Below are 24432 nucleotides of genomic sequence, written 5' to 3'. Positions count from 1 at the left end.
CGTCTCCCTCCACCTATGGGGAGGGACCAAGGGTGGGGTAACTCTCCCACCCACCAGCACCCTTACTGAAACACCGCATCCGGGTTCGACAGCGAGTCACTATCCTCGATAGTCACCGCATCGCCCAGCTCCAGCAGTGCCACTGCGCGCTCGATACCGCGCGTCTGCGCGATCAGCCCGTCAATGGCGGCCTGCACCACACTATTGCCTTCAACATTGCCTTCGCCGATCTGCTGGTCATAGGCTTCGCCGGCTTCCGCCCGGTCTGCCATGACCTGCATTTTGGCAATGGTATCGGCCAGTAGCGCCTGGATTTCGCCGTCCAGCCCCGCATCCTTGTCGGCAATCACCTCAGCCAGCGCGGGCCCCTCGACTACCGAGCCGTCAACCCGGGTGTACTTTCCCAGATAGACATTCTGGACGCCCACCGCATCGTAGAAATGCGACATGTGGGTATTGTCCGAGAAGCAGTCATGCTCTTCTTCCGGGTCATGCAGCAGTAGGCCCAGCTTCATGCGCTCGCCGGCCACTTCGCCAAAACTCAGTGAGCCCATGCCGGTCAGGATCGCCGAAATACCCAGCTCGGGCAGCGCCGCCCGGGCAGCGCCGTCTGCCGTCCAGTTAGCCACCATTTCTTCAAGGTCCGACACCAACAGGGTCGACGCCGCCTTGAGATAGGCTGCGCGGCGATCCGCGTGCGCGGCGGTCGAGTAATCGGTGAACGCGCGCGCACCGGCGCCGGCATTGGTGCCGTTCAGATCCTGACCCCACAACAGGAACTCGATAGCGTGGTAGCCCGTCGCCACATTGGACTCGACACCGGCCGCTTCCTGAAGATGCTCCTGAAGCAGCGCTGGCGTAATCTCGGTGGCATCAAGCTCGTTGCCATCGATGGAAAGCCTGGAATTGGCGATGACATTGGCAACATACAGGGCATTGCTGTCGCTCTCTGTGCCATAGCTGGCATCGACATAGTCGATCAGGCCCTCATCGAGCGGCCAGGCATTCACCCGCCCTTCCCATTCATCGACAATCGGGTTGCCGAAGCGGAACGCCTCGGTCTGCTGATAGGGCACCCGCGCGGCCTTCCAGGCATCCTTGGCGGCATTCAGCGTGGCGTCGCTTGGTCCCGCGATCAGCGCATCAATCGCTGCGTCCAGCGCCTTGGCCGTGCTCAACGCATCTTCATAGCCCGCCAGTGCCAGATCGGCGTAATTGGCCAGCACCTCGGCCTCGGTGGGCGCGGCAGCATAAGCTGCGACGGGCGCCACCGACAGGGTAAGGGCGACGGCAAGGCTGCGCAGGGTGCGAACACCGGTCGAGATCATGGCTGATCCTCCTGAGTTTGAAGTTAAAAGCGGATTATCAAAGTCAGCTTATAAAATCAATTGTAAATCAATAGCTTAGAACAATTCTAAACTTGCACCATGCGCATTTGGCTGCCCATCCTATCGTTCGGCCCACCCCGAGGCCGTCAGTTCCACCAATCCACAGCGCCGGAACCCCGATTTTTGACCATCTGGACGAAACTGTCACAAAGGCGCAGTGTCACAATTGCAGCTGGGGAGGCAGGCATGGGTAGGCGGCAATGCGACTTCCGTTAGATTGCGCCCGTAGGCGCGTCGTTCGGATGCACCTTCTCAGCCAGTCTCGCCGTCATCGCATTGTCATCCCGTCTCACTACTCCCCTCCCGGTCCGCCGCAGCGCTCACCAAAGAGCGTTGACGAATTTACAGGGAGACTGAACATGTCTATCAAGAAGTCGCTCGGTGCATCCGTGTCGATGCTTGCCGTTCTCGCCGTTTCCACCCCCGCCTTTGCTCAGGTCGATCTCGACGCGCTCTATGCTGCGGCCAAGGCCGAAGGCGAGCTCACCACCATCGCCCTGCCGCACAATTGGTGCGCCTATGGCGACGTGATTGCCGGCTTCAAGGCAAAATATCCCGGCATCACCGTCAACGAACTGAACCCCGATGCGGGCTCGGCTGATGAGATCGAAGCCATCAAGGCCAATCAGGGCAATATGGGCCCACAGGCACCTGACGTGATCGACGTCGGCCTGTCTTTTGGCCCCTCTGCCAAGGCCGATGGCCTGATCCAGCCCTACAAGGTCTCGACCTGGGACTCGATCCCCTACGATGCCAAGGATGCTGAGGGCTATTGGTATGGCGATTATTATGGCGTCATGGCCATGCTGGTGAACACCGACATCCTCGACACCGTGCCAGCCGATTGGGCCGACCTGGCCAATGACGAATACGCCAACGCCGTCGCCCTCGCTGGCGATCCACGTGCTTCTGCCCAGGCCATCCAGTCGGTTTACGCCGCTGGTCTGTCCACCGGCGCTGATGCCACTGGGGCTGCTGAAGCCGGTCTGAAGCTGTTTGCCGATCTCAATGCCAAGGGAAATTTCGTCCCCGTCATCGGCAAGGCCGCGTCGCTGGCCCAGGGCACCACCCCGATCGTCATCGCCTGGGACTACAACCTGCTCGCCTGGCGCGACAGCTTTGAAGGCAATCCTGCCGCCGAGATCGTTGTCCCCGCCACCGGCGTTGTTGCCGGCGTCTACGTCCAGGCCATTTCGGCCTATGCACCGCACCCCAACGCGGCCAAGTTGTGGATGGAATACCTCTATTCCGACGAAGGTCAGCTCGGCTGGTTGGCTGGCTATTGCCACCCGATCCGCTTCAACGATCTGGCCGCCAAGGGCGCCATCCCGCAGGCCATGCTCGACGCCCTGCCCCCCGCTGCCGCCTATGAAAAGGCCGTGTTTCCCACCATCGAGCAGCAGAACGCTGCCAAGGAAGTGATCACCGGTCAGTGGGATTCAGCTGTCGGCGCCAACGTCGAGTAACAATGCAATCGGGCGGGGATGGTGCCAGCCATCACCCCGCCCCCTTCCCCATCCAGGGGAGGACAGTAGGGGTGGGCCACAAGCTCGATACGTCTGATGTCAACAACAACCTCATCCCGCCGCCGCTTCTCCTGGGAATTTCTGGGTGTCGCCCCCTTCATCATTTTCGGCCTCATGTTCCTCGTCCTGCCCACGCTTTACCTGCTGGGCGGCGCCTTTGTCGGTCGCGATGGCGAGCTGACCTTTGACAATATCCTCGGCCTGTTCACCGACCAGATCATGGCCGCCTACTGGATTTCCATCCGCATTGCCGGCGCCTCCTCGATTATTGGCGCGCTGGCCGGTCTGGCCATTGCCCTGGCCATTATTCGCGGCCGCCTGCCCGCCCCGCTGCGCTCGGCGATCATGACCTTTTCCGGCGTCGCCAGTAATTTCGCCGGCGTGCCGCTGGCCTTTGCCTTCATCGCCACCCTGGGCCGGCTCGGCCTGGTCACCATTATCGCCAAGACGGTCTTCGGTCTCGATCTCTATCGCGCCGGCTTCAACCTGCTCAGCTTCTGGGGCCTGACCATCACCTATCTCTATTTCCAGATCCCGCTGATGATCCTGATCATCGCCCCCGCCATTGATGGGCTGAAAAAGGAATGGAGTGAGGCCGCTGCCAGCCTCGGCGCCCAACCCTGGCAGTTCTGGCGCTATATCGGCCTGCCCATTTTGTGGCCCAGCTTTCTTGGCACCGTCTCGCTGCTGTTTGCCAATGCCTTTGGCGCCATCGCCACTGCCTATGGCCTGACCGGCTCCTCGCTCAACATCGTGCCCATCCTGCTCTATGCGCAGATTCGCGGCGACGCCCTGCAGAATCCCGGCCTCGGCGCCGCACTGGCCTTGGGCATGGTGGTCATCACCGCCTTTGCCAATATCATCTATCTGGTCATTTCCCAGCGCGCCGAAAGGTGGATGAAATGAAACAGAACCGCTTCTGGGCCTGGGTGGTCTTTCTCCTCGGCGCGTCCTATTTCATCGTCCCGCTGGTTGCCACCTTCGAGTTTTCGCTGCGCATGCGGCGCGGCTATTACAGCTTTGACAGCTATGCGTCAGTGTTCTCCGACCCCAATTTCCAGGCCACGTTCGGCTATTCGGTGCTGATCGGCATTTTCTCCATTCTGGTGGGTATCGTCATTGTTGTGCCGGCTGTCTATTTCGTGCGGCTGCGCCTGCCCTGGCTGCGCCCCTTCATGGAATTTTTCACCCTGTTGCCGCTGATTATCCCGGCCATCATCCTGGTCTATGGCTATATCCGGCTCTACAATTCGAGCTCTATCATTCCCTTCACCGGCAGTGCGCTGGGCACCGATATCCTGCTCACCTTCGCCTATGTCACCCTGGCCCTGCCTTATACCTATCGTGCCGTCGATACCGGCATGCGCACCATTGATGTGCAGACCCTGACCGAGGCCGCCCAGATCGCCGGCGCCAACACCATCCAGATCATCAGCCAGATCATCCTGCCCAATATACTGGTGGCGGTGCTCTCGGGCGCCTTTTTGACCTTCGCCATCGTCATCGGCGAATTCACTATTGCCAGCCTGCTCAACCGCCCGGCCTTCGGTCCCTATCTGCAGAATATCGGCGCCAACCGTGCCTATGAGCCGGCGGCGCTGGCCATCATTTCCTTCATCATCACCTGGGGTGCCATGGGCATGATCAACGTGCTCGGCCGCTTCGCTCCCCGCACTTCCGCCAGGACCGATTGACTATGACAGCCGATTTTCTCTCCGTTTCCGGCCTCACCAAGACCTACGGCAGCAATACCGTGGTGAAGGCCGTCGATTTCGCCTTTGCCCGGGGCGAGTTCATCTCCCTGCTCGGCCCCTCTGGCTGCGGCAAGACCACCATCCTGCGCATGATCGCGGGCTTTGAAACACCCAGTGCCGGCACCATCACCATTGACGGGCAGGACATCACCACCCTCAAGCCCAATCAGCGCCAGCTCGGCATGGTGTTTCAGGCCTATGCCCTGTTTCCCAATCTCAATGTCGGCGACAATATCGGCTTCGGCCTCAAGATCGCCGGCGTGCCGCGCGAGGAGCGTCGCGCCCGCGTCGCCGAAATGCTCAAGCTGATCGGCCTGCCCGGCTACGAACAGCGGTACCCCTACGAGATGAGCGGCGGCCAGCAGCAGCGCGTGGCCCTGGCGCGCGCCATCGCCCCTCGGCCCCGCATGCTGCTGCTCGATGAGCCGCTCTCGGCACTTGACGCCAAGATACGCGTCTCGCTGCGCGAAGAGATCCGCGCCATCCAACTCGATTTGGGCATCACCACCGTCTTCGTCACCCACGATCAGGAGGAAGCGCTGTCGATCTCCGACCGCGTCGTGGTGATGAATGCGGGTCGTATCGAACAGCTCGGCGCGCCACACGACATCTACAACAAACCGGCCACCCGCTTCGTCGCCACCTTCGTTGGACAGCTGAATAATCTCGATGTCGTCATTACCGATCCTGCCAACAGGATTGTGACCATTGATGGCCAGCCCCTCACCCTGCCCGATCTACCCGCAGATGCGGGGCTCAATGCCGCCAGTGTGCTGACAGTCCGGCCCGAAGTGCTCACCATTGGCGCGCGCGAAGGCAATGATGTAACGCTGACAGGCACCGTCGCCGACGTCACCTTCCTCGGCTCGGTCATCCGCGTCCGCGTTGCGCTGGGCAAGAACGTGATCAGTCTGGATACTTTCAACGATCAGCGTTCCACCCCGCCCAGGCGCGGCGAGAGCATAACCGTCAGCCTGGCCAGCAAGGACCTGTTGGTCCTCGCCAATTAGGCATTTGACCTCTACACGCGACGGGGCCATCTTCCTGTCGCAACCAGAGGTATTGAGCCGTGAATGATCCGTTCGTTACCACCGAGTGGCTGGCCGCCCATTTGAGGGACCCCGATGTGGTGGTGCTGGACGGCAGTTGGCACATGCCCAATGCCGCCCGCAATGCCCAGGCCGACTATCTGGCCGGCCATATCCCCGGGGCGGTATTCTTCGATATCGATGGCGTCGCCGATACCGATAGCGCCCTGCCCCACATGCTGCCCTCGCCCGCCGCCTTTGCCCATATGGTCGGCGCCCTGGGCATTGCCGACACCATGACCGTCGTCATCTATGACGAGATCGGCCTGTTCTCGGCGCCGCGCGTCTGGTGGACATTCAAGACCATGGGCGCCAAGGACGTCCGTATTCTTTCGGGCGGCGGCCCGCAATGGCGCGCCGAAAAGCGCCCCACCGAAACCGGCCTGGTCGCCCGGCCCAAGCAGGTCTTCAACGCCGCCTTCGACGCCAGCCGCGTTGCCGATTTCGACACCGTGCGCGCCCGCAGCCAGGATGGCACCAGCCAGATCACCGATGCCCGTCCCGCCCAGCGCTTCCACGCTGAAGCGCCCGAGCCGCGCAAGGGCCTGCGTGCCGGCCATATCCCCGGCTCCACCAACCTGCCGGTCAACCTGCTCACGGAAGCCGGACAGCTGAAATCCCCCGAGCAATTGGCCGTCCTGTTCGCCGAACGCGGCATCGCGCTCGACCAGCCCCTGATCACCACCTGTGGCTCGGGTATCACCGCCGCCACATTGGCCCTCGCCGCCGAACGCGCCGGCGCCAAATCCGTGGCGGTCTATGACGGCTCCTGGACCGAATGGGGCAGCCGGACCGATGCCGAGGTAGAAACCTGATCGCCATCCTCCCACCGACAGGTACTGGCCATAGAAAAAGGCGGAGATGATCCCCGCCTCTTTTGTTTAAAAGCTGCTCAGGCAGCCAGTATTGCCTATCTAGCGGGCGTCGGACACGGTCTCTTCCGTCAGCACGCCGAAATCATTGTCCCAGCTATTGCGGATAAACGTGCCGATCTGGGCGATCTCCGCGTCACTGAGCATCTTGCCAAAGCTGGGCATATAGCCAAAGCCATGCACGATGGTGCTCGCAACGACTTTAGCATCAGCCAGCTTCTGGTTACCCGCCAACGCCAGGGCCGAAGCACCTTCACCGCGTCCGCCATGACAGGTTGCACAGCTCACGATATATTGCGGCCGGCCCAGAGCCGAAACCGCTACGACGTCGGAATCCTCGGTGACCATTGCGGCTTCATCTTCGGCATCGTCGTCTTTGGCATCGTCACCGGCTGGCGTCTTACCGGTATTGGGATCTTCCCATTCCTGCACGCCGGTAGTGCCCGACGCCGCTGGCGCGGCCTCAAAGTCATTGCCCGACACCACGCCGAGCGCACCGCCTTCTTCGCCATAGGCAAACCGCAGGATTGCCCCGGGATTATGCAGCACGGAGGTGTTAAGCCCGTCGCCAAATTTCTGCGCCGCCGAACCGAACGCGTCGGTGGCGATGAACACGGTCTTGCCATCAGGCGAAACCAGCACATCGCGATAGCGGTTCTGCGTACTCAGCCAAGCCTCCGGCTCGCCTTCGGCCGCCTGACCGTCCGCGCTCAGATGTTGCACATACAGCGTACCGTGCTTGAGGGTCGGGATCAGCACCGAATTGTCCCATTCGGCAATGCCGTCGTCACCCGCCGCGTAATACAGCGCCGATGACGGGGCCATTGTCGGGTCGCAGATATAGCCGCAGATGTCGCCGATGGGATAATCGTCCTCGACCACCCAATAGGCCGCGAGCGGGTCAACCATATCGCCGGTGAACGCGCTCTCCTTGAACTGCGGAACGGAGTCGGGCAGCGGATCGGTATTGCGATCGACGCTTTCGGGTGCCTCGCTCCAGTTGATATAGCTATAGGCCTTGTCGTCGATAAAGCCCGACACATCGGGCCAGCCATAATTGCCGCCCGGCTGGATGATATTGAGCTCGTCGCCGCTGGCCGGTCCGTGCTCGGTGCTATACAGCGTCCCGTCAGGCCCGAAATCCAGCCCCTGCGGATTGCGGTGACCATAGCTGTAGAGATGGCTCCTGACGCCGTCGATCTCGGGATTGTCCTCGGGAATCGAACCATCCAGGTTCAATCGCAGGATCTTGCCCGAGTAGGTATGCCAGTCCTTGTCGGCAACCTCTGCTGCCGTCGGCAGCTTCTGTGCAAGGTTTGGCTTGCGCAGATTGGGCCCGAAATTGTGGCCCTGTTCACCGATCGAATAATACAGCTTGCCATCCGGCCCGAACACCACACGGCCGGCATTGTGGTCATTGCCGGCAGGCAGGCCCTCGATCAGGATCATCGGCTCGCCAAGCTGCTGGATCTGGTCGTCCCAGCTGAAGCGCACGATCTGCGCCGATGGCTCAGGCGCTTCCGCCGTGCCATTGTTGACCGTATAGCCGACATAAACATAGTCATTGCCCGTGCCCTGGCCCAGCTCAGGATGCAGAGCTAGTCCGAGCAGACCCTCGTGCTGCGGCCCGGTATAGACATCATCGATTGTCAGCACCACTTGCTGCACGCCGGTCACCGGATCGACCCGGGTCACATCGCCGCCGGTCCGTTCGGTCACCCAGATCTGGTTATCCGGCCCCCAGCGCATTGCCCAGGGATTGTCGAGGCCCGCCGTCAGCACCCGGCCAGCAAACATCTCACTTGCACCGGTCTTGATCTCCACGGGAGTAACCTGGGCAAATGCCATACCTGTCGGTGCCAGCGCCGCCGTAGCGAGCACGCAACCGGTCAAAAGCTGGACTGCAATGCGCTTGTTGAAACGCCTGCCGGCTATATTTGCTGTAGTAGCCATGAGGTCTGCTCTTTCTATTTTATCTACCGGCACCGCCTTGAGCGCGGCGCCTGGAGAAACCCAGGGAATATGTCCCGAAATCTGCCTCGACCGCGTCTACGCCGCGGGAGGCCGCGAAGAGCTCTTGTGAGTGCTCTATTTTCTCAACGCCCCCAGGCGGGATACGTTGCATTCTCATCGCCACCCATGCCGGTTGGCAGTCTTGCCCGCCATGCCGACACTATGCCATTGCCCGGAATCGGGCATCAGTGCGAGATCTGGGCGCAGTTGGCCGGTGTTGGCCAATGCGCGAACCACGCGCGGGAGGTCCCCGACCGGTGGGTTGCCCTCACTATGGCGTCTCCAAACAAAAGACCGCCGGGCAACCCCGACGGTCTTGTTCGTTGCACACGGCTAAAACCTAGCCTGCGCGCTTCTTGTTGTAGAGATCAAAGAACACCGCTGCCAGCAGCACCACGCCTTTGATCATCTGCTGCCAATCGATGTTGACGCCCATGATCGACATGCCATTGTTCATCACGCCCATAATAAAGGCGCCGATCACCGCACCGGCCACCGCACCGACGCCACCCAGCGCCGAGGCGCCGCCGATGAACACCGCCGCGATCACGTCGAGTTCGAGCCCCTGCCCGGCTTTCGGCGTCGCCGAGTTCAGGCGGGCCGCGTAGATCATGCCGGCCAGCGCCGCCAGCGCGCCCATGATGGCGAACACATAGAACGTCATCCGTTCGGTCTTGATCCCCGACAGCGAAGCCGCCTTGAGATTACCGCCCAGCGCATAGATGCGCCGGCCAAAGGTCATCCGCTTGGTGACAAACACGAACACCGCGATCAGCACCGCCATGACCACCAGCACATTGGGCAGGCCACGATAGGAGGCCAGCATATAACTGAAAAACAGCACCAGACCGGCAATGATCAGGTTTTTGGCGATGAACAGCGCGAAGGGCTCTGTCTCATAGCCGCGTGCCATGCGACGACGCCGACCCAGCACGGACATCACGACCATGATGACAACCCCGACAATGCCCAGTGCCAGCGTCGTACTGTGCAGGACCAGCGGCTGCACGCCCTCGGCCTTCTCGATCAGCGTCCACGGCCCGATCAGATCGGGAATGAAACCGGCCGACAGCAGCTGGAATTCGGCCGGGAACGGACCCACCGACTTGCCGGCCAGAATGGCCAGCGACAGCCCCTTGAAGATCAGCATGCCGGCCAGTGTCACGATGAAGGCCGGGATCTGGTAATAGGCGATCAGATAGCCCTGGGCAGCACCGATGGCGGCCCCGGCTACAATACAAATGGCACCGGCCACGAACGGATTGGCCAGAAACGCCAGTTCCGGCGGGAAATTCCAGCCCACCATCAGCATGGCGGCAAGCGCGCCGACAAAGCCCGATACCGAGCCGACCGACAGGTCGATATGGCCAGCCACGATGACCAGCAACATACCCAGCGCCATCACGATGATATAGCTGTTCTGCAGGATGATATTGGTCAGATTGACCGGCTTGAACAGCACGCCATCGGTGAAATACTGAAAAGTCAGCATGATCAGGATCAGGGCCGCCAGCAGGCCGTAATCGCGCATATTGGCCTTGAGTGCCCCCCAGACGGTTAACTGGTGCATCTTGGGCTGCTCGCCGGTTGCAGTCGCGCCCGCCAGTGCGGTTTCAGTGGTCATGATGCCTTCCCTTCCGCACGAACAATCGTACGCATTATTTTTTCCTGGCTGGCCTCGACCGTCGGCATTTCGCCCACGATCCGGCCCTCGTTCATTACATACAGCCGGTCGGTAATGCCGAGCAGTTCGGGCATCTCCGAAGAGATCACCAGAACTGCTTTGCCCTGCGCCGCCAGATTCTTGATGATGGTATAGATTTCGTACTTGGCACCCACATCGATGCCGCGCGTCGGTTCATCCAGGATGAGCACATCCGGATTGGCAAACAGCCATTTGCTGAGCACCACCTTCTGCTGGTTGCCGCCACTCAGATTGCCCGTCACCTGATAGACGCTCGACGAACGGATATTGGTCTTGGTGCGGTATTCATTGGCAACGTCCATTTCGTGCAGATCATCGATCACCCCGATCCGCGCAATACCCTTGAGGTTGGCAATGGTGGTGTTGTGCTTGATGTGATCGATCAGGTTCAGGCCATAGGTCTTGCGATCTTCGGTGGCGTAGGCAATGCCGCGCGCTACGGCTTTTTCGACCGTCGACACGTCAACCTTTTTGCCGTGCAGCAACACCTCGCCGCTGATGCGCTGGCCATAGGAGCGGCCGAACACACTCATGGCGAACTCGGTGCGTCCCGAACCCATCAGTCCGGCAATACCGACCACCTCACCCTGGCGAACGTGCAGGTCGATATTGCTGATCACCTTCCGGTCGCGATGCTGGGAATGATAGACTGTCCAGTTCTTTACCTCGAACACCGTCTCGCCGATCTGCGGCGTGCGGGCGGGGTAGCGATCTTCCAGCGAACGTCCCACCATCGAGGTGATGATCCGGTCCTCTGAAATCTGATCCTTGTTCATGGTTTCGATGGTGCGCCCGTCGCGGATCACCGTGATGCGGTCGGCCACCTTGCTGACCTCGTTCAGCTTGTGACTGATCAGGATCGAGGTAATGCCCTGCTTTCGGAACTCGGTCAGCAGTTCGAGCAACGCCGCACTGTCCTTTTCCGACAGGCTGGCAGTGGGCTCATCCAGAATCAGCAATTTGACCTCTTTGGACAGCGCCTTGGCGATTTCCACCAATTGCTGCTTGCCCACTCCGATATTGGTCACCAGCGTGTCGGGGTTTTCACTCAAGCCCACCATGCTGAGCAGTTTGCGCGCGCCATCGCGCGTTGCGTCCCAGTCGATGATCCCGGCCCGGGCCTGCTCATTGCCCAGAAAGATGTTCTCGGCAATCGACAGCAGCGGCACCAGCGCCAGCTCCTGATGGATGATGACGATGCCCTTGGCTTCGCTATCGGCAATGGTTTTGAAGTGCTGTTCTTCGCCCTGAAAGATGATCTTGCCGTCATAGCTGCCGACCGGATAGACGCCGCTGAGCACCTTCATCAGGGTAGATTTTCCGGCCCCGTTCTCACCGACAATGGCGTGGATTTCGGCTTCCCTTACGTCCAGATTGACGTCCGACAGCGCCTTGACGCCGGGGAAAGTCTTGGTGATGCCGCGCATCTCCAGAATGGTCTTGGTCATTGGCAGCTTTCTCGTACGCCCAGGCGCGTCCCATTATAGCGCCCCGGCCCGTTCACGGGAAAGGGCCCCGCGTTACCGCGGAGCCCCGATGTTCCAGCAGCCAGGCTTACTGGAGTTCTTCGGCCTTGATGTAGCCGCTGTCGATGACGCGGGCTTCGTAGTTGCTCGCGTCCACTTCATAGGGAGTCAGCAGGATTGACGGCACAACCTTGACGCCATTGTCATAGGTGGTGGTGTCAAGGCCAGCTGGTGCGCCGCCCGAGATCACGGTGTCAACCAGTTCAGCCGTGATATTGGCCAGTTCGCGGGTGTCCTTGAACACCGTCGAATACTGCTCGCCGGCGATGATCGCCTTGACCGACGGCAGTTCGGCGTCCTGACCCGAAATGATCGGCCATGGCTGATCGGCAGCGCCATAACCAACGCCGCGCAGCGACGAGATGATACCGCGGCTCAGGCCGTCATAGGGCGACAGCACGGCATCAACGCGCGAGCCGTCCGAGTAGTGGGCCGACAGCAGATTGTCCATACGGGCCTGGGCAACAGCACCATCCCAACGCAGGGTACCAACGGTTTCCATGCCCATCTGACCCGACTTTACCACCAGGGTGCCGTCATCGATCAGCGGCTGGAACACGCTCATGGCGCCGTCATAGAAGAAGAAGGCATTGTTGTCGTCTGGCGAACCACCAAACAGTTCAACATTCCATGGGCCTGTCTTCTCGGGGTAGCCGAGACCCTTGAGGATCGAGCTGGCCTGCAGCACGCCCACTTCAAAATTGTCGAAGGTGGTGTAGAAATCGACATTGCCGCTGTCGCGGATCAGGCGGTCATAGGCAATGACCTTGATCCCGCCATCGGCGGCCTGCTGCAGCACGGAGCTGAGCGTGGTGCCATCGATCGAAGCGATCACGAGGGCCTTGACGCCCTTGGTGACCATGTTCTCGATCTGGGCCAACTGGTTGGGAATATCGTCTTCTGCGTACTGCAGATCGACCGAATAGCCCTTGGCTTCGAGTGCAGCCTTGAGCTCATTGCCGTCAGAGATCCAGCGCAGCGAGGACTGCGTTGGCATGGCAATGCCGATCGCTCCCTTGTCCTGGGCAAAGACCGCAGTCGATGCGGTCAGCGCCATGGCGCCGACGGCCAATACGGTGGCAAGCGTCTTGATAATCTTCACGTCTCGACTCCCTTTTTTGTAATTCGAGTTCAGAAGCTTTGGATGGTCGTCAGGGGAGAGGCCTTGAGGCTATGCACGTGTCCGGTCGGAACCGGCATTACCAATGAATTCGATCCCGGGCAGACAGCAGAAACGACCGAGTAAACACTCGGAGGCGCACGATCTGTCGATACCGCATGGAATTCCTCCTGCACGACGGCAACAACCGTCAGGGCTCTCCCAAGCCCACGCGGCGGAAACTAGAATGATCAGACAAGCCTTGTAAAGCAGGATCGCCGCCTCTCACCATTTTTTTCGATTCTCGAATATTAATGACAGCGCCTGATACGCGGCATTTTCGGCTCACCGGAATTGTCACAATTGGCAAATTTCTGCGGAAGACTCTGGCTAAATTGCGCGTATGACTCTACTGCTTGAGGTGAAGGTATCAGATATCTTGGAGGAGATATGGGCAAGTCTGCCCCTGCACGCGCCGATCAACCAACCGCTGCCGGGGCGGTCGCCGAACATCTGGCGCAGATGATTCTGGGTGAGTTGACGCCCGGCAGCAGCCTGCCCAGCGAGGCGGCGCTGGCCACGCGCTACGCGGTCAGTCGCCTGACCATTCGCGAGGCGGTCAAGCTGCTCGAGGGGCGCGGCCTGCTCGAGATCGCGCGCGGCCGCAAGGCTGTGGTGCGGGAGCCGGACGGCGCCGCCTTCGCCGATTTCCTGACCTCGATCATTCGCTATGATCCCAAGGGCCTCTTCGATCTGGTCGAAATCCGCCTCTCGCTCGAGGTGCAGTCGGCAACCCTGGCCGCCAAGCGGGCCAACCGGGCCGGCATCGCCGCCATCGAAAGTGAACTGCAGGGCATGCGCGACACGGCCGGCGCACCGGGCCAGCCCATGTCAGACGATCAGGAACTGAGCTTCCACACCCATGATGTGGGCTTTCACGAAGCTGTGGCCCTGGCCAGCGGCAACCGCATTCTCGGCTTCCTGTTCGAGGCCATGGCCCAGCCGCTGCGAGAGGGCTTCTTCATCAGTCGCCGCGGCCACGAAAAGCGCGGTCACACCCGGCACGACACCATTGAGGCGCACCAGCGCATCCTTGATTGCATCAAGGCCGGCAATGGCCGGGCCGCTGCCGAAGCCATGCGTCTGCACATCAAGGATACCGAGCGCGATATCCGCGTCGCGTTAAGCCAATTGGCCCACCAGCCGGTCGAACATTCATAAACGCCTTGCAGCCGCCCGCCGCATCGCCGAATAATTTGCGCGCAACCAGCAGGATGATTGATGGCGCAACGAATGGATAGTTCCAGCAACCGCTTGGACGACGCAGCACGCGCCGGCTGGCTGTATTATGTGGCCGGCAATACCCAGGAGGAGATCGCCAGCAAGCTGGGCATCTCGCGCCAGTCGGCCCAGCGCCTGGTCTCGCTCTCGGTCAGCGAGGGCCTGATCAAGGTGCGCCTCGACCACCCGATTGGGCGGTGCATGGATTTGGCCAGCCGCCTCAAATCGCGCTTCGCGCTCGATCTGGTCGAAGTGGTCCCCTCCGACCCCTCCAGCGATTCCACCACCATCGGCGTGGCCGAAGCCACCGCCACCGAGATCGAACGCTGGCTCAAGCGCCCCGACCCCATTGTCATGGCCATCGGCACCGGTCGCACGCTCAAGGCCGCCGTTGAACAGCTCACCCCGATGGAGTGCCCGCACCACAAGGTGGTGTCCTTGACCGGCAATATCGCCCCCGATGGCTCGGCCGCCTATTACAACGTCATCTTCAACATGGCCGATACCGTCAAGGCGCGCAGCTTCCCCATGCCCCTGCCGGTGATTGCCTCCTCGGCCCGCGAGCGCGAACTGCTGCATGCCCAGCCCATGATTCGCCGAACCCTGGCGCTGGCGGCCCAGGCCGACGTGACCTTTGTCGGCATTGGCGACATCGGCCCCGATGCCCCGCTCCATGTCGATGGTTTCATCACCGATGCTGAGCTCAAGGAACTGCAGAAGGCCGGCGCCATCGGCGAGATCTGCGGCTGGAGCTTTGATGCCGACGGCAAGCTGATCGAGGGCCTGACCAATGACCGCGTTGCCTCGGCCACCATTCCCTCGCGGGAACACGCGCTGGTTGTAGCAATCGCCATGGGCAACAGAAAATTGCCCGGCATCAAAGCCGTGCTCAATCGCCGCCTGGTTAACGGATTGATAACCGATGAGCGCACCGCCGAAGGCCTGTTGAAACTGCTTTAACCGCCTGCGACCTCAGCGATATAGGCGTTTTTCTCCCTATGGCGTGATCCGGCCGCCACGCGCCTTGCGCATGGCACCCTTGACTCTGCCACATAAATGTTGAGTATTTGCCCACACACGGGACAAATGCCCGTTTCGATTACTGGGAGGAATACCAATGAAACTGACACCCATTCTCGTGGGCGCGTTCAGCGTCGCGCTGGCCGCATCTGCCTCGGCGCAGACGCTCACCATTGCCACCGTGAACAATGGCGACATGATCCGCATGCAAGGCCTGTCTTCGGCCTTCACCGAAGAGACCGGCATTGAGCTGAACTGGGTCGTGCTCGAGGAAAACACCCTGCGCCAGAACGTCACCACCGACATCGCCACCAATGGTGGACAGTATGACGTGATGACCATCGGGACCTATGAAGCGCCGATCTGGGCCAGGCAGGGCTGGCTGTCGCCGCTCGACGGGCTCGGTGCCGACAGCGCTTACGACGTAGATGACCTGCTCCCGCCCATCCGCGATGGTCTTTCCTACGAGGGCAAGCTCTATGCCGCGCCCTTCTATGGTGAAAGCTCCTTCATCATGTACCGCAAGGACCTGATGGATGAAGCCGGCCTGACCATGCCTGACGCGCCGACCTGGGAATTCATCGGCGAGGCCGCCCGCGCCATGACCGACCGCGACAATGACATCAACGGCATCTGCCTGCGCGGCAAGGCCGGCTGGGGCGAGAACATGGCCTTCCTCACCGCCATGTCCAACTCATTCGGCGCCCGCTGGTTTGACGAAAGCTGGACCCCCCAGTTCAACACGCCCGAGTGGAAGAACACACTCGACACCTATCTCGGCCTGATGGCCGATGCCGGCCCGTCCGGCGCCTCCTCCAACGGCTTTAATGAAAACCTGACCCTGTTCCAGCAGGGCAAATGCGGCATGTGGATCGACGCCACCGTGGCGGCCTCCTTCGTCACAAATCCTGACGATTCCACCGTCGCCGACCAAGTCGGCTTTGCCCTGGCGCCCGACAATGGCCTGGGCAAGCGCGGTAACTGGCTCTGGGCCTGGTCACTGGCCATCCCCAACTCGTCGCAGAACAAGGAAGCGGCCGAGCAGTTCATCAATTGGGCAACCAATAAGGACTATCTCGCTACCGTCGCCGCGGCCGAAGGCTGGGCCAATGTCCCCCCCGGCACCCGCACCTCGCTCTACGAAAACCCTGATTACCAGGCCGCTGCGCCCTTCGCCAAGATGACGCTGGACTCCATCAACTCGGCTGATCCGACCCAGCCGACCGTTGATCCGGTGCCCTATACCGGCGTGCAGTTCGTCGCCATCCCCGAGTTCGCCGGCATGGCCACCAATGTGGGCCAGCTGTTCTCGGCCGCTCTGGCCGGCCAGATGTCTGCTGACGATGCCCTGGCCCAGGCTCAGGACGCCGCCACCCGCGACATGACCCGCGCTGGCTATATCAAGTAGTCGTCTTTCTCCCGAAGACGGGTCGCCCGACCCATGGCTCGTAGATGGGCCGGGCGACAAATAGCAGACCCCGGATAGGGAAACCTCCGAAACCTCATCGCGAGCCGGTCCATCATCGCGACCAGGTCGAATGGAACTGCAGCAGCAAACGGCTGAGGAAATCATGGCCACCGCACAAACCAAGACCCTGTCCCGCATCATGATGGCCCCGGCCGTCATCGTGCTGCTGCTCTGGATGGCCGTCCCCCTGGCGATGACCATCTGGTTTTCCTTCCAGAACTATAGCCTGATCAACCCGATGATGACCGGCTTCGCCGGCTGGGCAAACTACATCTACGTCATCGGCGATCCCAGTTTCACCCAGGCGCTGGTCAATACGCTTGTTCTCGTCGGGGGCGTGTTGCTGATCACCGTCATCGGCGGCACTTTTCTCGCCTTGCTGCTCGATCAGCCGCTCTGGGGCCAGGGCCTTCTGCGCATCATCGTCATCTCGCCCTTTTTCGTCATGCCACCGGTGGCGGCGCTGATCTGGAAAAACGGCTTCATGCACCCCGGCTACGGCATGCTCGCCCATTTGTGGGAATTCTTCGGCCTGCAGCCGGTCGATTGGTTCAACCAGTATCCGCTGTTCTCGGTCATCATCATCGTTGCCTGGCAATGGCTGCCCTTTGCTACGCTGATCCTGCTGACGGCGCTGCAGTCACTCTCCGAGGAGCAGCGCGAAGCCGCCGAGATGGATGGTGCCAACGCCATCAACCGCTTCTACCATATCATCATGCCGCATATGGCCCGCTCGATCACCATCGTGATCCTGATCCAGACCATCTTCCTGCTCGGCATCTTCGCTGAAATCCGCGTCACCACGGGTGGTGGCCCCGGCTACGCCTCGACCAACCTCACCTTCCTGGTATTCCGCACCGGCATTCTCAGCAACGACATTGGCGCCGGTTCAGCCGGTGGCGTGGTCGCCGTCATCATCGCCAACATCGTCGCCATCTTCCTGATGCGCGCCGTAGGAAAGAACCTCGATGCTTGATCTCGCCGGATACCCCCACCCTCACTCCCACCCCACATCGGGGAGGGAAGCCTGTTCAGTGCTCGCCGGGACATCGTGCTCTCCAGCGGACCAGTCGCCTCCCTCCCCCATGTGGGGTGGGATCAAGGGTGGGGGTTCTCTGCCCCCGCTCCAACCCTCGGCGGAGAAGCACTGACATGGCCCGCAGCGTCCCCACCGCCACCAAAGCCGGCTTCACCATCGCGGCATGGAGCATTGCCCTGCTGCTGTTTGCCCCCATCCTGTGGACCATCCTGACCGCCTTCAAGACCGAGGCCGAGGCCATTGCCTCATCCCCCACCTTCCTGCCGCAGAATTTCACGCTGGAAAATTTCGTCGCCGTGCAGGGCCGCTCGGACTATTTCAAGCACGCCTTCAATTCGATCGTGGTTTCGGTCGGCTCCACCCTGCTCGGCCTGATCATCGGCGTGCCAGCTGCCTGGGCCATGGCCTTTGCGCCCACCAAGCGCACCAAGGATGTTTTGATGTGGATGCTCTCCACCAAGATGATGCCGGCGGTTGGCGTGCTGATCCCAATCTACCTGATCTTCCGCGACCTGCGCCTGCTCGACACGCTGCAGGGCCTGACGCTGATCATGACGCTGATCAACCTGCCCATCATCATCTGGATGCTCTACACCTATTTCAAGGAAATCCCGGTCGATATCCTCGAGGCCGCCCGCATGGATGGTGCCGAACTCTACAACGAGATCGTCCACGTGCTGGTCCCCATGGCGGTGCCCGGCATCGCCTCGACGCTCTTGCTCAATGTCATCCTGGCCTGGAACGAGGCTTTCTGGACCATCACCCTGACCTCGGGCCGCGCCGGCACACTCACCGCTTTCATTTCCTCATTCTCTTCGCCTCAGGGCCTGTTCCTCGCCAAGCTCTCAGCCGCCTCCCTGCTGGCCATTGCACCCATCCTGCTCATGGGCTGGTTCAGCCAGAAACAACTGGTTCGCGGACTGACTTTCGGAGCGGTGAAATGATGGCGTTCCACCAAACGGCTATGAGCATGCGGCCTCACCCCACCCTCAATCCCTCCCCATCAAGGGGAGCGAGTCGCAAGCTGCGATGCCGGTGTTCATCGTCTCCCTCCCCCTTGTGGGGAGGGATCAAGGGTGGGGGTCATCTCTCCTTGCCCACCCTGTCTGTTTCGTCACGCTAAAGGACTAGAAAATGGGTTCGATCTCCCTGCAACACGTCAACAAGTCCTTCGGCGAAGTCGAAATCATCCCGGACATCAGCCTGGACATCAACGATGGTGAATTCGTCGTCTTTGTAGGCCCCTCCGGCTGCGGCAAGTCCACCCTGCTGCGTCTGATCGCCGGGCTGGAAGACACCACCAGTGGCACCATCCTGCTCGATGGCGTTGACATGACCAAAGCCCCGCCTGCGCGCCGTGGTCTGGCCATGGTATTCCAGAGCTACGCCCTCTATCCGCACATGACCGTGCGCGACAACATCGCTTTCCCGCTCAAAATGGCCAAGGCCAGCAAGCAGGAGATCGACAAGAAGGTCGAATATGCCGCGCGCACGCTCAACCTCTCCGCCTATCTCGATCGTCGCCCCCGCGCCCTGTCGGGCGGCCAGCGCCAGCGCGTCGCCATCGGCCGCGCTATCGTGCGCGAACCCAAGGCCTTCCTGTTCGATGAACCCCTGTCCAACCTTGACGCGGCCCTGCGCGTCAACATGCGGCTCGAAATCACCGAACTGCACCAGCAGCTCAAGACCACCATGGTCTATGTCACCCACGACCAGGTCGAAGCCATGACCATGGCCGACCGCATTGTCGTGCTCAATGCCGGTAATGTCGAACAGTTCGGCTCCCCGCTCGATCTCTACCACAAGCCCGCCAACCGTTTCGTCGCCGGCTTCATCGGCAGCCCCCGCATGAATTTTGTCGATGGCCCCGAGGCCGCCAAATACAGTGCCCATTCCATCGGCATGCGCCCCGAGCATTTCAAGCTGGCCACCGCACCGACACCCAACACCTGGAAGGGCAAGGTCGGCGTCGCCGAACAGCTGGGCTCCGATACCTTCCTGCACGTTCATGTCGATGGTCTCGGCCTGATGACCATCCGCACCGATGGCGACCAGACCTTCAGCCATGGCGACGACGTCTTTCTCACACCCGACCCAGACCGCATCTACCGCTTCGATGCCGCCGGAAAGGCAATCTAGATGCTTGGTCAACCGGGAGATACGGCGGCTCCATCGCCTCCCTCCCCTTCATGGGGAGGGATTGCGGGTAGGGGTTCAGGGAGTGCAACAGTCTCAAGGCTTGCAGATTCCGCGGAACCGTCACTTCTGATCCCGCCTATGAAGCGGAACAGTTCACCCTGCGGCCAATCCCTATGCGGGACGATTCTACGATGACCACCAAGCTCTCCGCCGCCGCCCTCCCCCACATCACTACGGCGCCAGTCCCCGCCTATGACCGGAGTGCCCTTACGGCCGGCATTGTGCATTTCGGCGTCGGCAATTTCCACCGCGCCCACCAGGCTGTCTATCTCGATGATCTGTTCGCCACCGGGTCAGACCACGATTGGGCGCTGATTGGTGCCGGCGTGCGGGACGCCGACGAAGCCATGCGGCAGAAGCTGCTGGCCCAGGATTGGTTGACCACGATTGTCGAACAGGAGGCTGATTCCAGCAGCGCCCGGGTTACCGGCGCCATGATCGACTATCTGCGGCCCGGCGACAGCGCCACCATAATCAACACCCTCGCCGATCCGGCCATTCGCATTGTCTCGCTGACCATCACCGAAGGCGGCTATTATATCGACCCGGCCAGCCAGCAGTTTGATCCCACGCATCCCGACATTGTCTTTGACGCCGCCCATATGACGGCGCCGCGCACCGCCTTTGGCCTGATCCTGGCCGGTCTGCTCGCCCGCCGCACGGCAGGCACCGTGCCCTTCACGGTGATGAGTTGCGACAATATCCCCGGCAATGGCCATGTCACCGCCAATGCCATCATCGGTCTGGCCAGCCTGGTTGATCTGGGTCTGGCTGCCTGGGTCGAGGCCAATGTCGCCTTTCCCAATGGCATGGTGGACCGCATCACCCCGGCCACCTCCGCGCGCGAGATCGCCTTACTGGCCAAAGAATTCGCCATTGAGGACAATTGGCCGGTGTTCTGCGAGCGATTCAAGCAATGGGTGCTCGAAGACAATTTCCCGGCCGGTCGCCCGGCGCTGGAAAGGGTCGGCGTGCAGTTCGTCACCGATGTCGCCCCCTATGAACACATGAAGATACGCATCCTCAACGGCGGCCATGCCACCATCGCCTATCCGGCGGCACTGCTTGATATCCATTTCGTGCATGATGCGATGGCAGATCCAATGGTAGGTGACTTCCTCGCCAAGGTGGAGCGCGACGAGATCATCCCCGTGGTACCCCCCGTGCCCGGCACCAATCTCGACGACTATTTCGCCCTCTGCACTCGCCGCTTCGCCAATCCCAAGATCGGCGACACTATCCGCCGCCTCGCCCTGGATGGGTCCAACCGGCAGCCCAAGTTCATCATCCCGTCGGCCCTGGATCGGGTAAACAACAGCCAATCGGCACAAGGGCTTGCGCTGGTTTCAGCGCTCTGGTGCCGCTATTGCTATGGCACCACCGACAGCGGCGCCATCATTGCCCCCAACGACCCCAGTTGGGACCGGCTGACCGTCCAGGCCAGACTGGCCAAATCCGACCCCACGGCCTGGCTGGCCATGACCGACATCTATGGCGATCTGGCCGAAAACCCCAGTTTTATCAAGGATTTCACCCATGCGCTGACGACGCTCTGGTTGATCGGCACCAGGGCCACCCTGGAGCGCTATCTGGCCAACGGGCTTTGACATGCCCGGATCGGCATCCTTGTGGGGAGGGACTGGGTGTGGTGTCCTGGCTCGCCGATCATGACCATCGACCTCGTCATTTTTGATTGCGATGGCGTGCTGGTGGATAGCGAGCCACTGGCCATGCGAATCTTGGTAAAAGCCATTGCCAATCAAGGCATTACCATTTCCCCTGCGGACGCCTATCGCGATTTTCTCGGTCGCTCACTGGCCTCGATCTCGGCCAGCCTGCACGACAATCACGGCGCACCGTTGGGTTCCGCCGCCCTGCAGGCGATGCGCACCGACCTCTACGCCCTTTATCGCCAGGAGCTGCGGGCCAGCCTCGGTCTGCCGGCCATTCTCGATCAGCTCAAAATGCCTCTTTGTGTGGCCTCATCCTCCACCCCCGAACGCATCCATCTCAGCCTTGAACTGACCGGCCTGCTGGCCCGGTTCGCGCCACACATCTACTCAGCCAGCATGGTCGCAAACGGCAAGCCGGCGCCCGACCTGTTCCTGCACGCCGCCAGCGCCATGCAGGTCGCGCCCCAAAATTGCCTGGTCATCGAAGACAGCCCCGCCGGGATCATCGCCGCCAAACGCGCCGGCATGCGGGTGTTTGGCTATGTCGGGGGCAGTCACGCGCTGCCCAGCGGCTTGCGCCCGGTCCTTGAAGCACTCGCCCCGGATCGTGTTTTCGATGATATGCACACCCTGCCCGATCTAGTAAGGTCACTGCGGCAGAAATAAAGGGTGCGCTGGGTTTGACGACTGACCTCCTGGTGGCAGTGGATGTGGGCACCGGTAGTGCCCGGGCAGGCGTGCTGACCGCGGAGGGCGGGCTCCTCGCGCGGGCCGAGCACGCCATCGTCATGAATCGCACCGATGCCAACCATGCCGAGCATGACAGCGGCCAGATCTGGCGCGCCGTCTGCGCCGCCGTGCGGGAGGCCATAACCAGGGCTGGCGCTGAACCCGGCCACGTCGTCGGCCTCAGCTTTGACGCCACCTGCTCACTCGTCGTCCGCGATAGACAAGGGCATCCGGTCACCGTCTCGACCAATGGCGATGACCGCTGGGACACCATCGTCTGGCTCGATCATCGGGCACTGGCAGAGGCAGACGAATGCACATCCACCGGCCACAAGGTACTCACCTATGCGGGCGGCGTCATGTCACCCGAAATGGAAGTGCCCAAGCTGATGTGGCTCAAGCGCCATATGCCCAAGTCATGGGGCCGCGCGGGGATGATGTTCGACCTGGCCGACTTCCTGTCCTGGAAAGCGACCGGCTCGCTGGCCCGCAGCCAGTCTACTCTCACCTGCAAATGGACCTACCTCGCCCACGCCGAATCCGGCTGGCAACCAGACTTCCTGGCCAAGGTCGGTCTCTCCGATATGCTGGACAAGGCAGCCCTGCCGGACCAGGCCAGTCCGGTCGGCACCGATCTTGGCCCGCTGACTGCAGCCGCTGCTGCCGATCTGGGCCTGACCACCGCCTGTCGCGTCGGCGCCGGCCTCATCGATGCCCATGCCGGGGCGCTGGGTGTGCTGGGCGCCTTCACCCACGATGTCGGCACCATCGACCGCCATCTGGCGCTGATCGCCGGCACCTCAAGCTGCGTCATGGCCCTATCCGCCGAGGACCGCCCCACGGCAGGCGTGTGGGGGCCCTATTTCGGGGCCGTCCTGCCCGGTGTCTGGCTCAATGAGGGCGGCCAGTCCGCCACCGGCGCGCTGCTCGACCACATTATTCGCTGGCACGGGGCGGGCGGCGAACCCACGCCCGAGATGCACCATACCATCGCCCAACGCATCATGGCGCTCCGGCAGCGCGAAGGTCTCGGCCTGGCCGATCGTCTGCATGTCCTGCCCGATTTTCACGGCAATCGCTCGCCGCTGGGCGATCCTTTCGCCCTGGGCGTCATCTCCGGCCTGACCCTCGACAGCGACTTCGACTCGCTGTGCCGCCTCTACTGGCGCACCGCAATATCCATCGCCCTGGGCGTACGCCACATCCTGGAGACGCTCAACACGCGTGGCTATGCCATCGACACGTTGCACGTCACCGGCGGGCACACCAAGAACGCTGTGTTGATGGAGCTTTATGCTGACGCCACCGGTTGCACGGTCGTGCAATCCGCCGCCAAGGATGCCACCCTGCTCGGCATGGGCATGGTCGCGGCCACCGCCGCCGGGCTCTATCCCACGCTTGATGCTGCGTGTGCCGCCATGCAGCAGGGCGGCCGCTCCAGGGCCCCCGACCCGGCCGCCCGCTCGCAGTTTGATAAGGATTACCGGATTTTCCTCACCATGCTCGCCCAGCGCCAGACCATCGACGCCATGGTCTGATCGGCAATTTCCGATCTCACGCGCCGACGCAATTGCGATCACGGAACCAAATCTGATCTTCGTCCGTTCTTTGACCAGGCGCAACATTGCGCGGCATGATGACCGGACCCGGTCTGCTTATCGGCTATAGCGGAGGCAGTTATGACAAATATCGATTTCAAAGCGCTCGAGCAGACAACGGCCTGGACCGAAGGCTATGATGGTCAGACCCATTACAGCAATGTGCTCAAGGCGCTGGCCCCGGCTTTTGTCATTCTTGCCACTGCCGCTGGGTTGATGCTCGCCATGCTCTAGAGCGCCCCTTTGCTATCATCCATTACCAACGGAGAACGACCATGGGCTTGGGTACAATTCTCGTCATCATTCTGATACTGCTACTGATTGGCGCACTGCCAAATTGGGGCTACTCACGTGGCTTCGGCTACTTCCCCTCCGGTATTCTTGGCGTCGTGCTGGTGGTTGTTCTCATACTGGTACTGATGGGGCGCATCTAGCGCCCCATACCGGAAACGGC

21 protein-coding genes are annotated in these 24432 nt (G+C 61.4%); 16 read left to right on the top strand and 5 right to left on the bottom strand.

Features of this window, described 5'->3' with window-relative positions; genetic code table 11:
• Positions 1-62 precede the first annotated feature (62 nt).
• Complete coding sequence (locus ABFY71_RS09210) at positions 63-1328, bottom strand: imelysin family protein (RefSeq protein WP_347945709.1); 1266 nt, start codon at positions 1326-1328, stop codon at positions 63-65.
• Between the two features lie 455 nt (positions 1329-1783).
• Between ABFY71_RS09210 and ABFY71_RS09205 the strand changes: the two genes are divergently transcribed.
• The 5 genes from ABFY71_RS09205 (at position 1784) to sseA (ending at position 6571) form a co-directional block, all read left to right on the top strand.
• Positions 1784-2854 (top strand): ABC transporter substrate-binding protein, encoded by a 1071-nt coding sequence (locus ABFY71_RS09205; RefSeq protein WP_431021524.1) that lies wholly within the window; start codon positions 1784-1786, stop codon positions 2852-2854.
• Positions 2855-2950: 96 nt separating this feature from the next.
• Entirely contained in the window at positions 2951-3820 is an 870-nt protein-coding gene (locus tag ABFY71_RS09200) for an ABC transporter permease (protein WP_347945707.1), read from the top strand.
• The gene (locus tag ABFY71_RS09195; RefSeq protein WP_305577547.1) at positions 3817-4608 is read left to right on the top strand and encodes an ABC transporter permease; all 792 of its coding nucleotides are present in this window, start codon (positions 3817-3819) and stop codon (positions 4606-4608) included. The genes ABFY71_RS09200 and ABFY71_RS09195 overlap by 4 nt, the downstream gene beginning before the upstream one ends.
• Before the next feature lie 2 nt (positions 4609-4610).
• The gene (locus ABFY71_RS09190; RefSeq protein WP_347945706.1) at positions 4611-5678 is read left to right on the top strand and encodes an ABC transporter ATP-binding protein; all 1068 of its coding nucleotides are present in this window, start codon (positions 4611-4613) and stop codon (positions 5676-5678) included.
• A 59-nt stretch (positions 5679-5737) separates the two neighbouring features.
• A complete protein-coding gene (gene sseA, locus ABFY71_RS09185) occupies positions 5738-6571 on the top strand; it encodes a 3-mercaptopyruvate sulfurtransferase (RefSeq protein WP_347945705.1) in 834 nt (277 codons plus the stop codon).
• A gap of 99 nt (positions 6572-6670) precedes the next feature.
• Here the strand turns inward: sseA and ABFY71_RS09180 are convergent, their stop codons facing one another.
• The 4 genes from ABFY71_RS09180 to chvE all read right to left on the bottom strand — a co-directional run bounded on the left by ABFY71_RS09180 (position 6671) and on the right by chvE (position 12965).
• The gene (locus tag ABFY71_RS09180) at positions 6671-8581 is read right to left on the bottom strand and encodes a glucose/sorbosone family PQQ-dependent dehydrogenase (protein ID WP_347945703.1); all 1911 of its coding nucleotides are present in this window, start codon (positions 8579-8581) and stop codon (positions 6671-6673) included.
• A gap of 400 nt (positions 8582-8981) precedes the next feature.
• Positions 8982-10265: a multiple monosaccharide ABC transporter permease gene (gene mmsB, locus ABFY71_RS09175; RefSeq protein WP_431021521.1), complete on the bottom strand. Its 1284-nt coding sequence runs from the start codon at positions 10263-10265 to the stop codon at positions 8982-8984.
• Positions 10262-11794: a multiple monosaccharide ABC transporter ATP-binding protein gene (gene mmsA / locus ABFY71_RS09170; protein WP_347945702.1), complete on the bottom strand. Its 1533-nt coding sequence runs from the start codon at positions 11792-11794 to the stop codon at positions 10262-10264. Before mmsA ends, mmsB begins: the two co-directional genes overlap by 4 nt.
• 106 nt (positions 11795-11900) lie before the next feature.
• Positions 11901-12965: a multiple monosaccharide ABC transporter substrate-binding protein gene (gene chvE, locus ABFY71_RS09165; RefSeq protein ID WP_347945873.1), complete on the bottom strand. Its 1065-nt coding sequence runs from the start codon at positions 12963-12965 to the stop codon at positions 11901-11903.
• 456 nt (positions 12966-13421) lie between these two features.
• On the opposite strand from chvE, the gene ABFY71_RS09160 reads away from it, so the two are divergent.
• From ABFY71_RS09160 to ABFY71_RS09110, 11 genes are all read left to right on the top strand, one after another.
• On the top strand, positions 13422-14192 hold the full coding sequence (locus tag ABFY71_RS09160) for a FadR/GntR family transcriptional regulator (RefSeq protein WP_347945701.1): 771 nt from the start codon (positions 13422-13424) through the stop codon (positions 14190-14192).
• A 72-nt stretch (positions 14193-14264) separates the two neighbouring features.
• Positions 14265-15212, top strand: a complete 948-nt coding sequence (locus ABFY71_RS09155; RefSeq protein WP_347945700.1) for a sugar-binding transcriptional regulator — start codon at positions 14265-14267, stop codon at positions 15210-15212.
• 157 nt (positions 15213-15369) lie between these two features.
• Complete coding sequence (locus ABFY71_RS09150) at positions 15370-16680, top strand: ABC transporter substrate-binding protein (RefSeq protein ID WP_347945698.1); 1311 nt, start codon at positions 15370-15372, stop codon at positions 16678-16680.
• A 163-nt stretch (positions 16681-16843) separates the two neighbouring features.
• Positions 16844-17716 carry a carbohydrate ABC transporter permease gene (locus tag ABFY71_RS09145; RefSeq protein ID WP_347945696.1) on the top strand — a complete coding sequence of 291 codons (873 nt, stop codon included), beginning with the start codon at positions 16844-16846 and terminating at the stop codon, positions 17714-17716.
• A 176-nt stretch (positions 17717-17892) separates the two neighbouring features.
• Positions 17893-18723 carry a carbohydrate ABC transporter permease gene (locus ABFY71_RS09140; protein WP_347945695.1) on the top strand — a complete coding sequence of 277 codons (831 nt, stop codon included), beginning with the start codon at positions 17893-17895 and terminating at the stop codon, positions 18721-18723.
• Between the two features lie 190 nt (positions 18724-18913).
• On the top strand, positions 18914-19918 hold the full coding sequence (locus ABFY71_RS09135; RefSeq protein ID WP_347945694.1) for an ABC transporter ATP-binding protein: 1005 nt from the start codon (positions 18914-18916) through the stop codon (positions 19916-19918).
• A gap of 191 nt (positions 19919-20109) precedes the next feature.
• Entirely contained in the window at positions 20110-21585 is a 1476-nt protein-coding gene (locus ABFY71_RS09130) for a mannitol dehydrogenase family protein (protein ID WP_347945693.1), read from the top strand.
• Between the two features lie 60 nt (positions 21586-21645).
• On the top strand, positions 21646-22317 hold the full coding sequence (locus ABFY71_RS09125) for an HAD family hydrolase (RefSeq protein ID WP_347945692.1): 672 nt from the start codon (positions 21646-21648) through the stop codon (positions 22315-22317).
• Between the two features lie 14 nt (positions 22318-22331).
• Positions 22332-23918: an FGGY-family carbohydrate kinase gene (locus ABFY71_RS09120; RefSeq protein ID WP_347945691.1), complete on the top strand. Its 1587-nt coding sequence runs from the start codon at positions 22332-22334 to the stop codon at positions 23916-23918.
• Positions 23919-24059: 141 nt separating this feature from the next.
• Complete coding sequence (locus ABFY71_RS09115) at positions 24060-24212, top strand: hypothetical protein (protein ID WP_305575710.1); 153 nt, start codon at positions 24060-24062, stop codon at positions 24210-24212.
• Positions 24213-24253: 41 nt separating this feature from the next.
• Positions 24254-24412: a DUF3309 family protein gene (locus ABFY71_RS09110; RefSeq protein WP_305575708.1), complete on the top strand. Its 159-nt coding sequence runs from the start codon at positions 24254-24256 to the stop codon at positions 24410-24412.
• Positions 24413-24432: the final 20 nt, after the last annotated feature.

The sequence above is a fragment of the Devosia alba genome (genome assembly GCF_039938915.1).
GTDB lineage: Bacteria > Pseudomonadota > Alphaproteobacteria > Rhizobiales > Devosiaceae > Devosia > Devosia alba.
This window is presented reverse-complemented; position numbering and strand designations above follow the sequence as displayed.

What these genes read in the sequence shown, in the direction of transcription:
- ABFY71_RS09130 (WP_347945693.1), top strand. Translation starts at nt 20,110, where the DNA reads ATGACCACCAAGCTCTCCGCCGCCGCCCTCCCCCACATCACTACGGCG.
- ABFY71_RS09160 (WP_347945701.1), top strand. Translation starts at nt 13,422, where the DNA reads ATGGGCAAGTCTGCCCCTGCACGCGCCGATCAACCAACCGCTGCCGGG.
- mmsA (WP_347945702.1), bottom strand. Translation starts at nt 11,794, where the DNA reads ATGACCAAGACCATTCTGGAGATGCGCGGCATCACCAAGACTTTCCCC.
- ABFY71_RS09135 (WP_347945694.1), top strand. Translation starts at nt 18,914, where the DNA reads ATGGGTTCGATCTCCCTGCAACACGTCAACAAGTCCTTCGGCGAAGTC.
- ABFY71_RS09155 (WP_347945700.1), top strand. Translation starts at nt 14,265, where the DNA reads ATGGATAGTTCCAGCAACCGCTTGGACGACGCAGCACGCGCCGGCTGG.
- ABFY71_RS09150 (WP_347945698.1), top strand. Translation starts at nt 15,370, where the DNA reads ATGAAACTGACACCCATTCTCGTGGGCGCGTTCAGCGTCGCGCTGGCC.
- mmsB (WP_431021521.1), bottom strand. Translation starts at nt 10,265, where the DNA reads ATGACCACTGAAACCGCACTGGCGGGCGCGACTGCAACCGGCGAGCAG.
- ABFY71_RS09200 (WP_347945707.1), top strand. Translation starts at nt 2,951, where the DNA reads ATGTCAACAACAACCTCATCCCGCCGCCGCTTCTCCTGGGAATTTCTG.
- ABFY71_RS09110 (WP_305575708.1), top strand. Translation starts at nt 24,254, where the DNA reads ATGGGCTTGGGTACAATTCTCGTCATCATTCTGATACTGCTACTGATT.
- ABFY71_RS09190 (WP_347945706.1), top strand. Translation starts at nt 4,611, where the DNA reads ATGACAGCCGATTTTCTCTCCGTTTCCGGCCTCACCAAGACCTACGGC.
- ABFY71_RS09210 (WP_347945709.1), bottom strand. Translation starts at nt 1,328, where the DNA reads ATGATCTCGACCGGTGTTCGCACCCTGCGCAGCCTTGCCGTCGCCCTT.
- ABFY71_RS09180 (WP_347945703.1), bottom strand. Translation starts at nt 8,581, where the DNA reads ATGGCTACTACAGCAAATATAGCCGGCAGGCGTTTCAACAAGCGCATT.
- ABFY71_RS09125 (WP_347945692.1), top strand. Translation starts at nt 21,646, where the DNA reads ATGACCATCGACCTCGTCATTTTTGATTGCGATGGCGTGCTGGTGGAT.
- ABFY71_RS09140 (WP_347945695.1), top strand. Translation starts at nt 17,893, where the DNA reads ATGGCCCGCAGCGTCCCCACCGCCACCAAAGCCGGCTTCACCATCGCG.
- ABFY71_RS09115 (WP_305575710.1), top strand. Translation starts at nt 24,060, where the DNA reads ATGACAAATATCGATTTCAAAGCGCTCGAGCAGACAACGGCCTGGACC.
- ABFY71_RS09195 (WP_305577547.1), top strand. Translation starts at nt 3,817, where the DNA reads ATGAAACAGAACCGCTTCTGGGCCTGGGTGGTCTTTCTCCTCGGCGCG.
- ABFY71_RS09205 (WP_431021524.1), top strand. Translation starts at nt 1,784, where the DNA reads ATGCTTGCCGTTCTCGCCGTTTCCACCCCCGCCTTTGCTCAGGTCGAT.
- ABFY71_RS09145 (WP_347945696.1), top strand. Translation starts at nt 16,844, where the DNA reads ATGGCCACCGCACAAACCAAGACCCTGTCCCGCATCATGATGGCCCCG.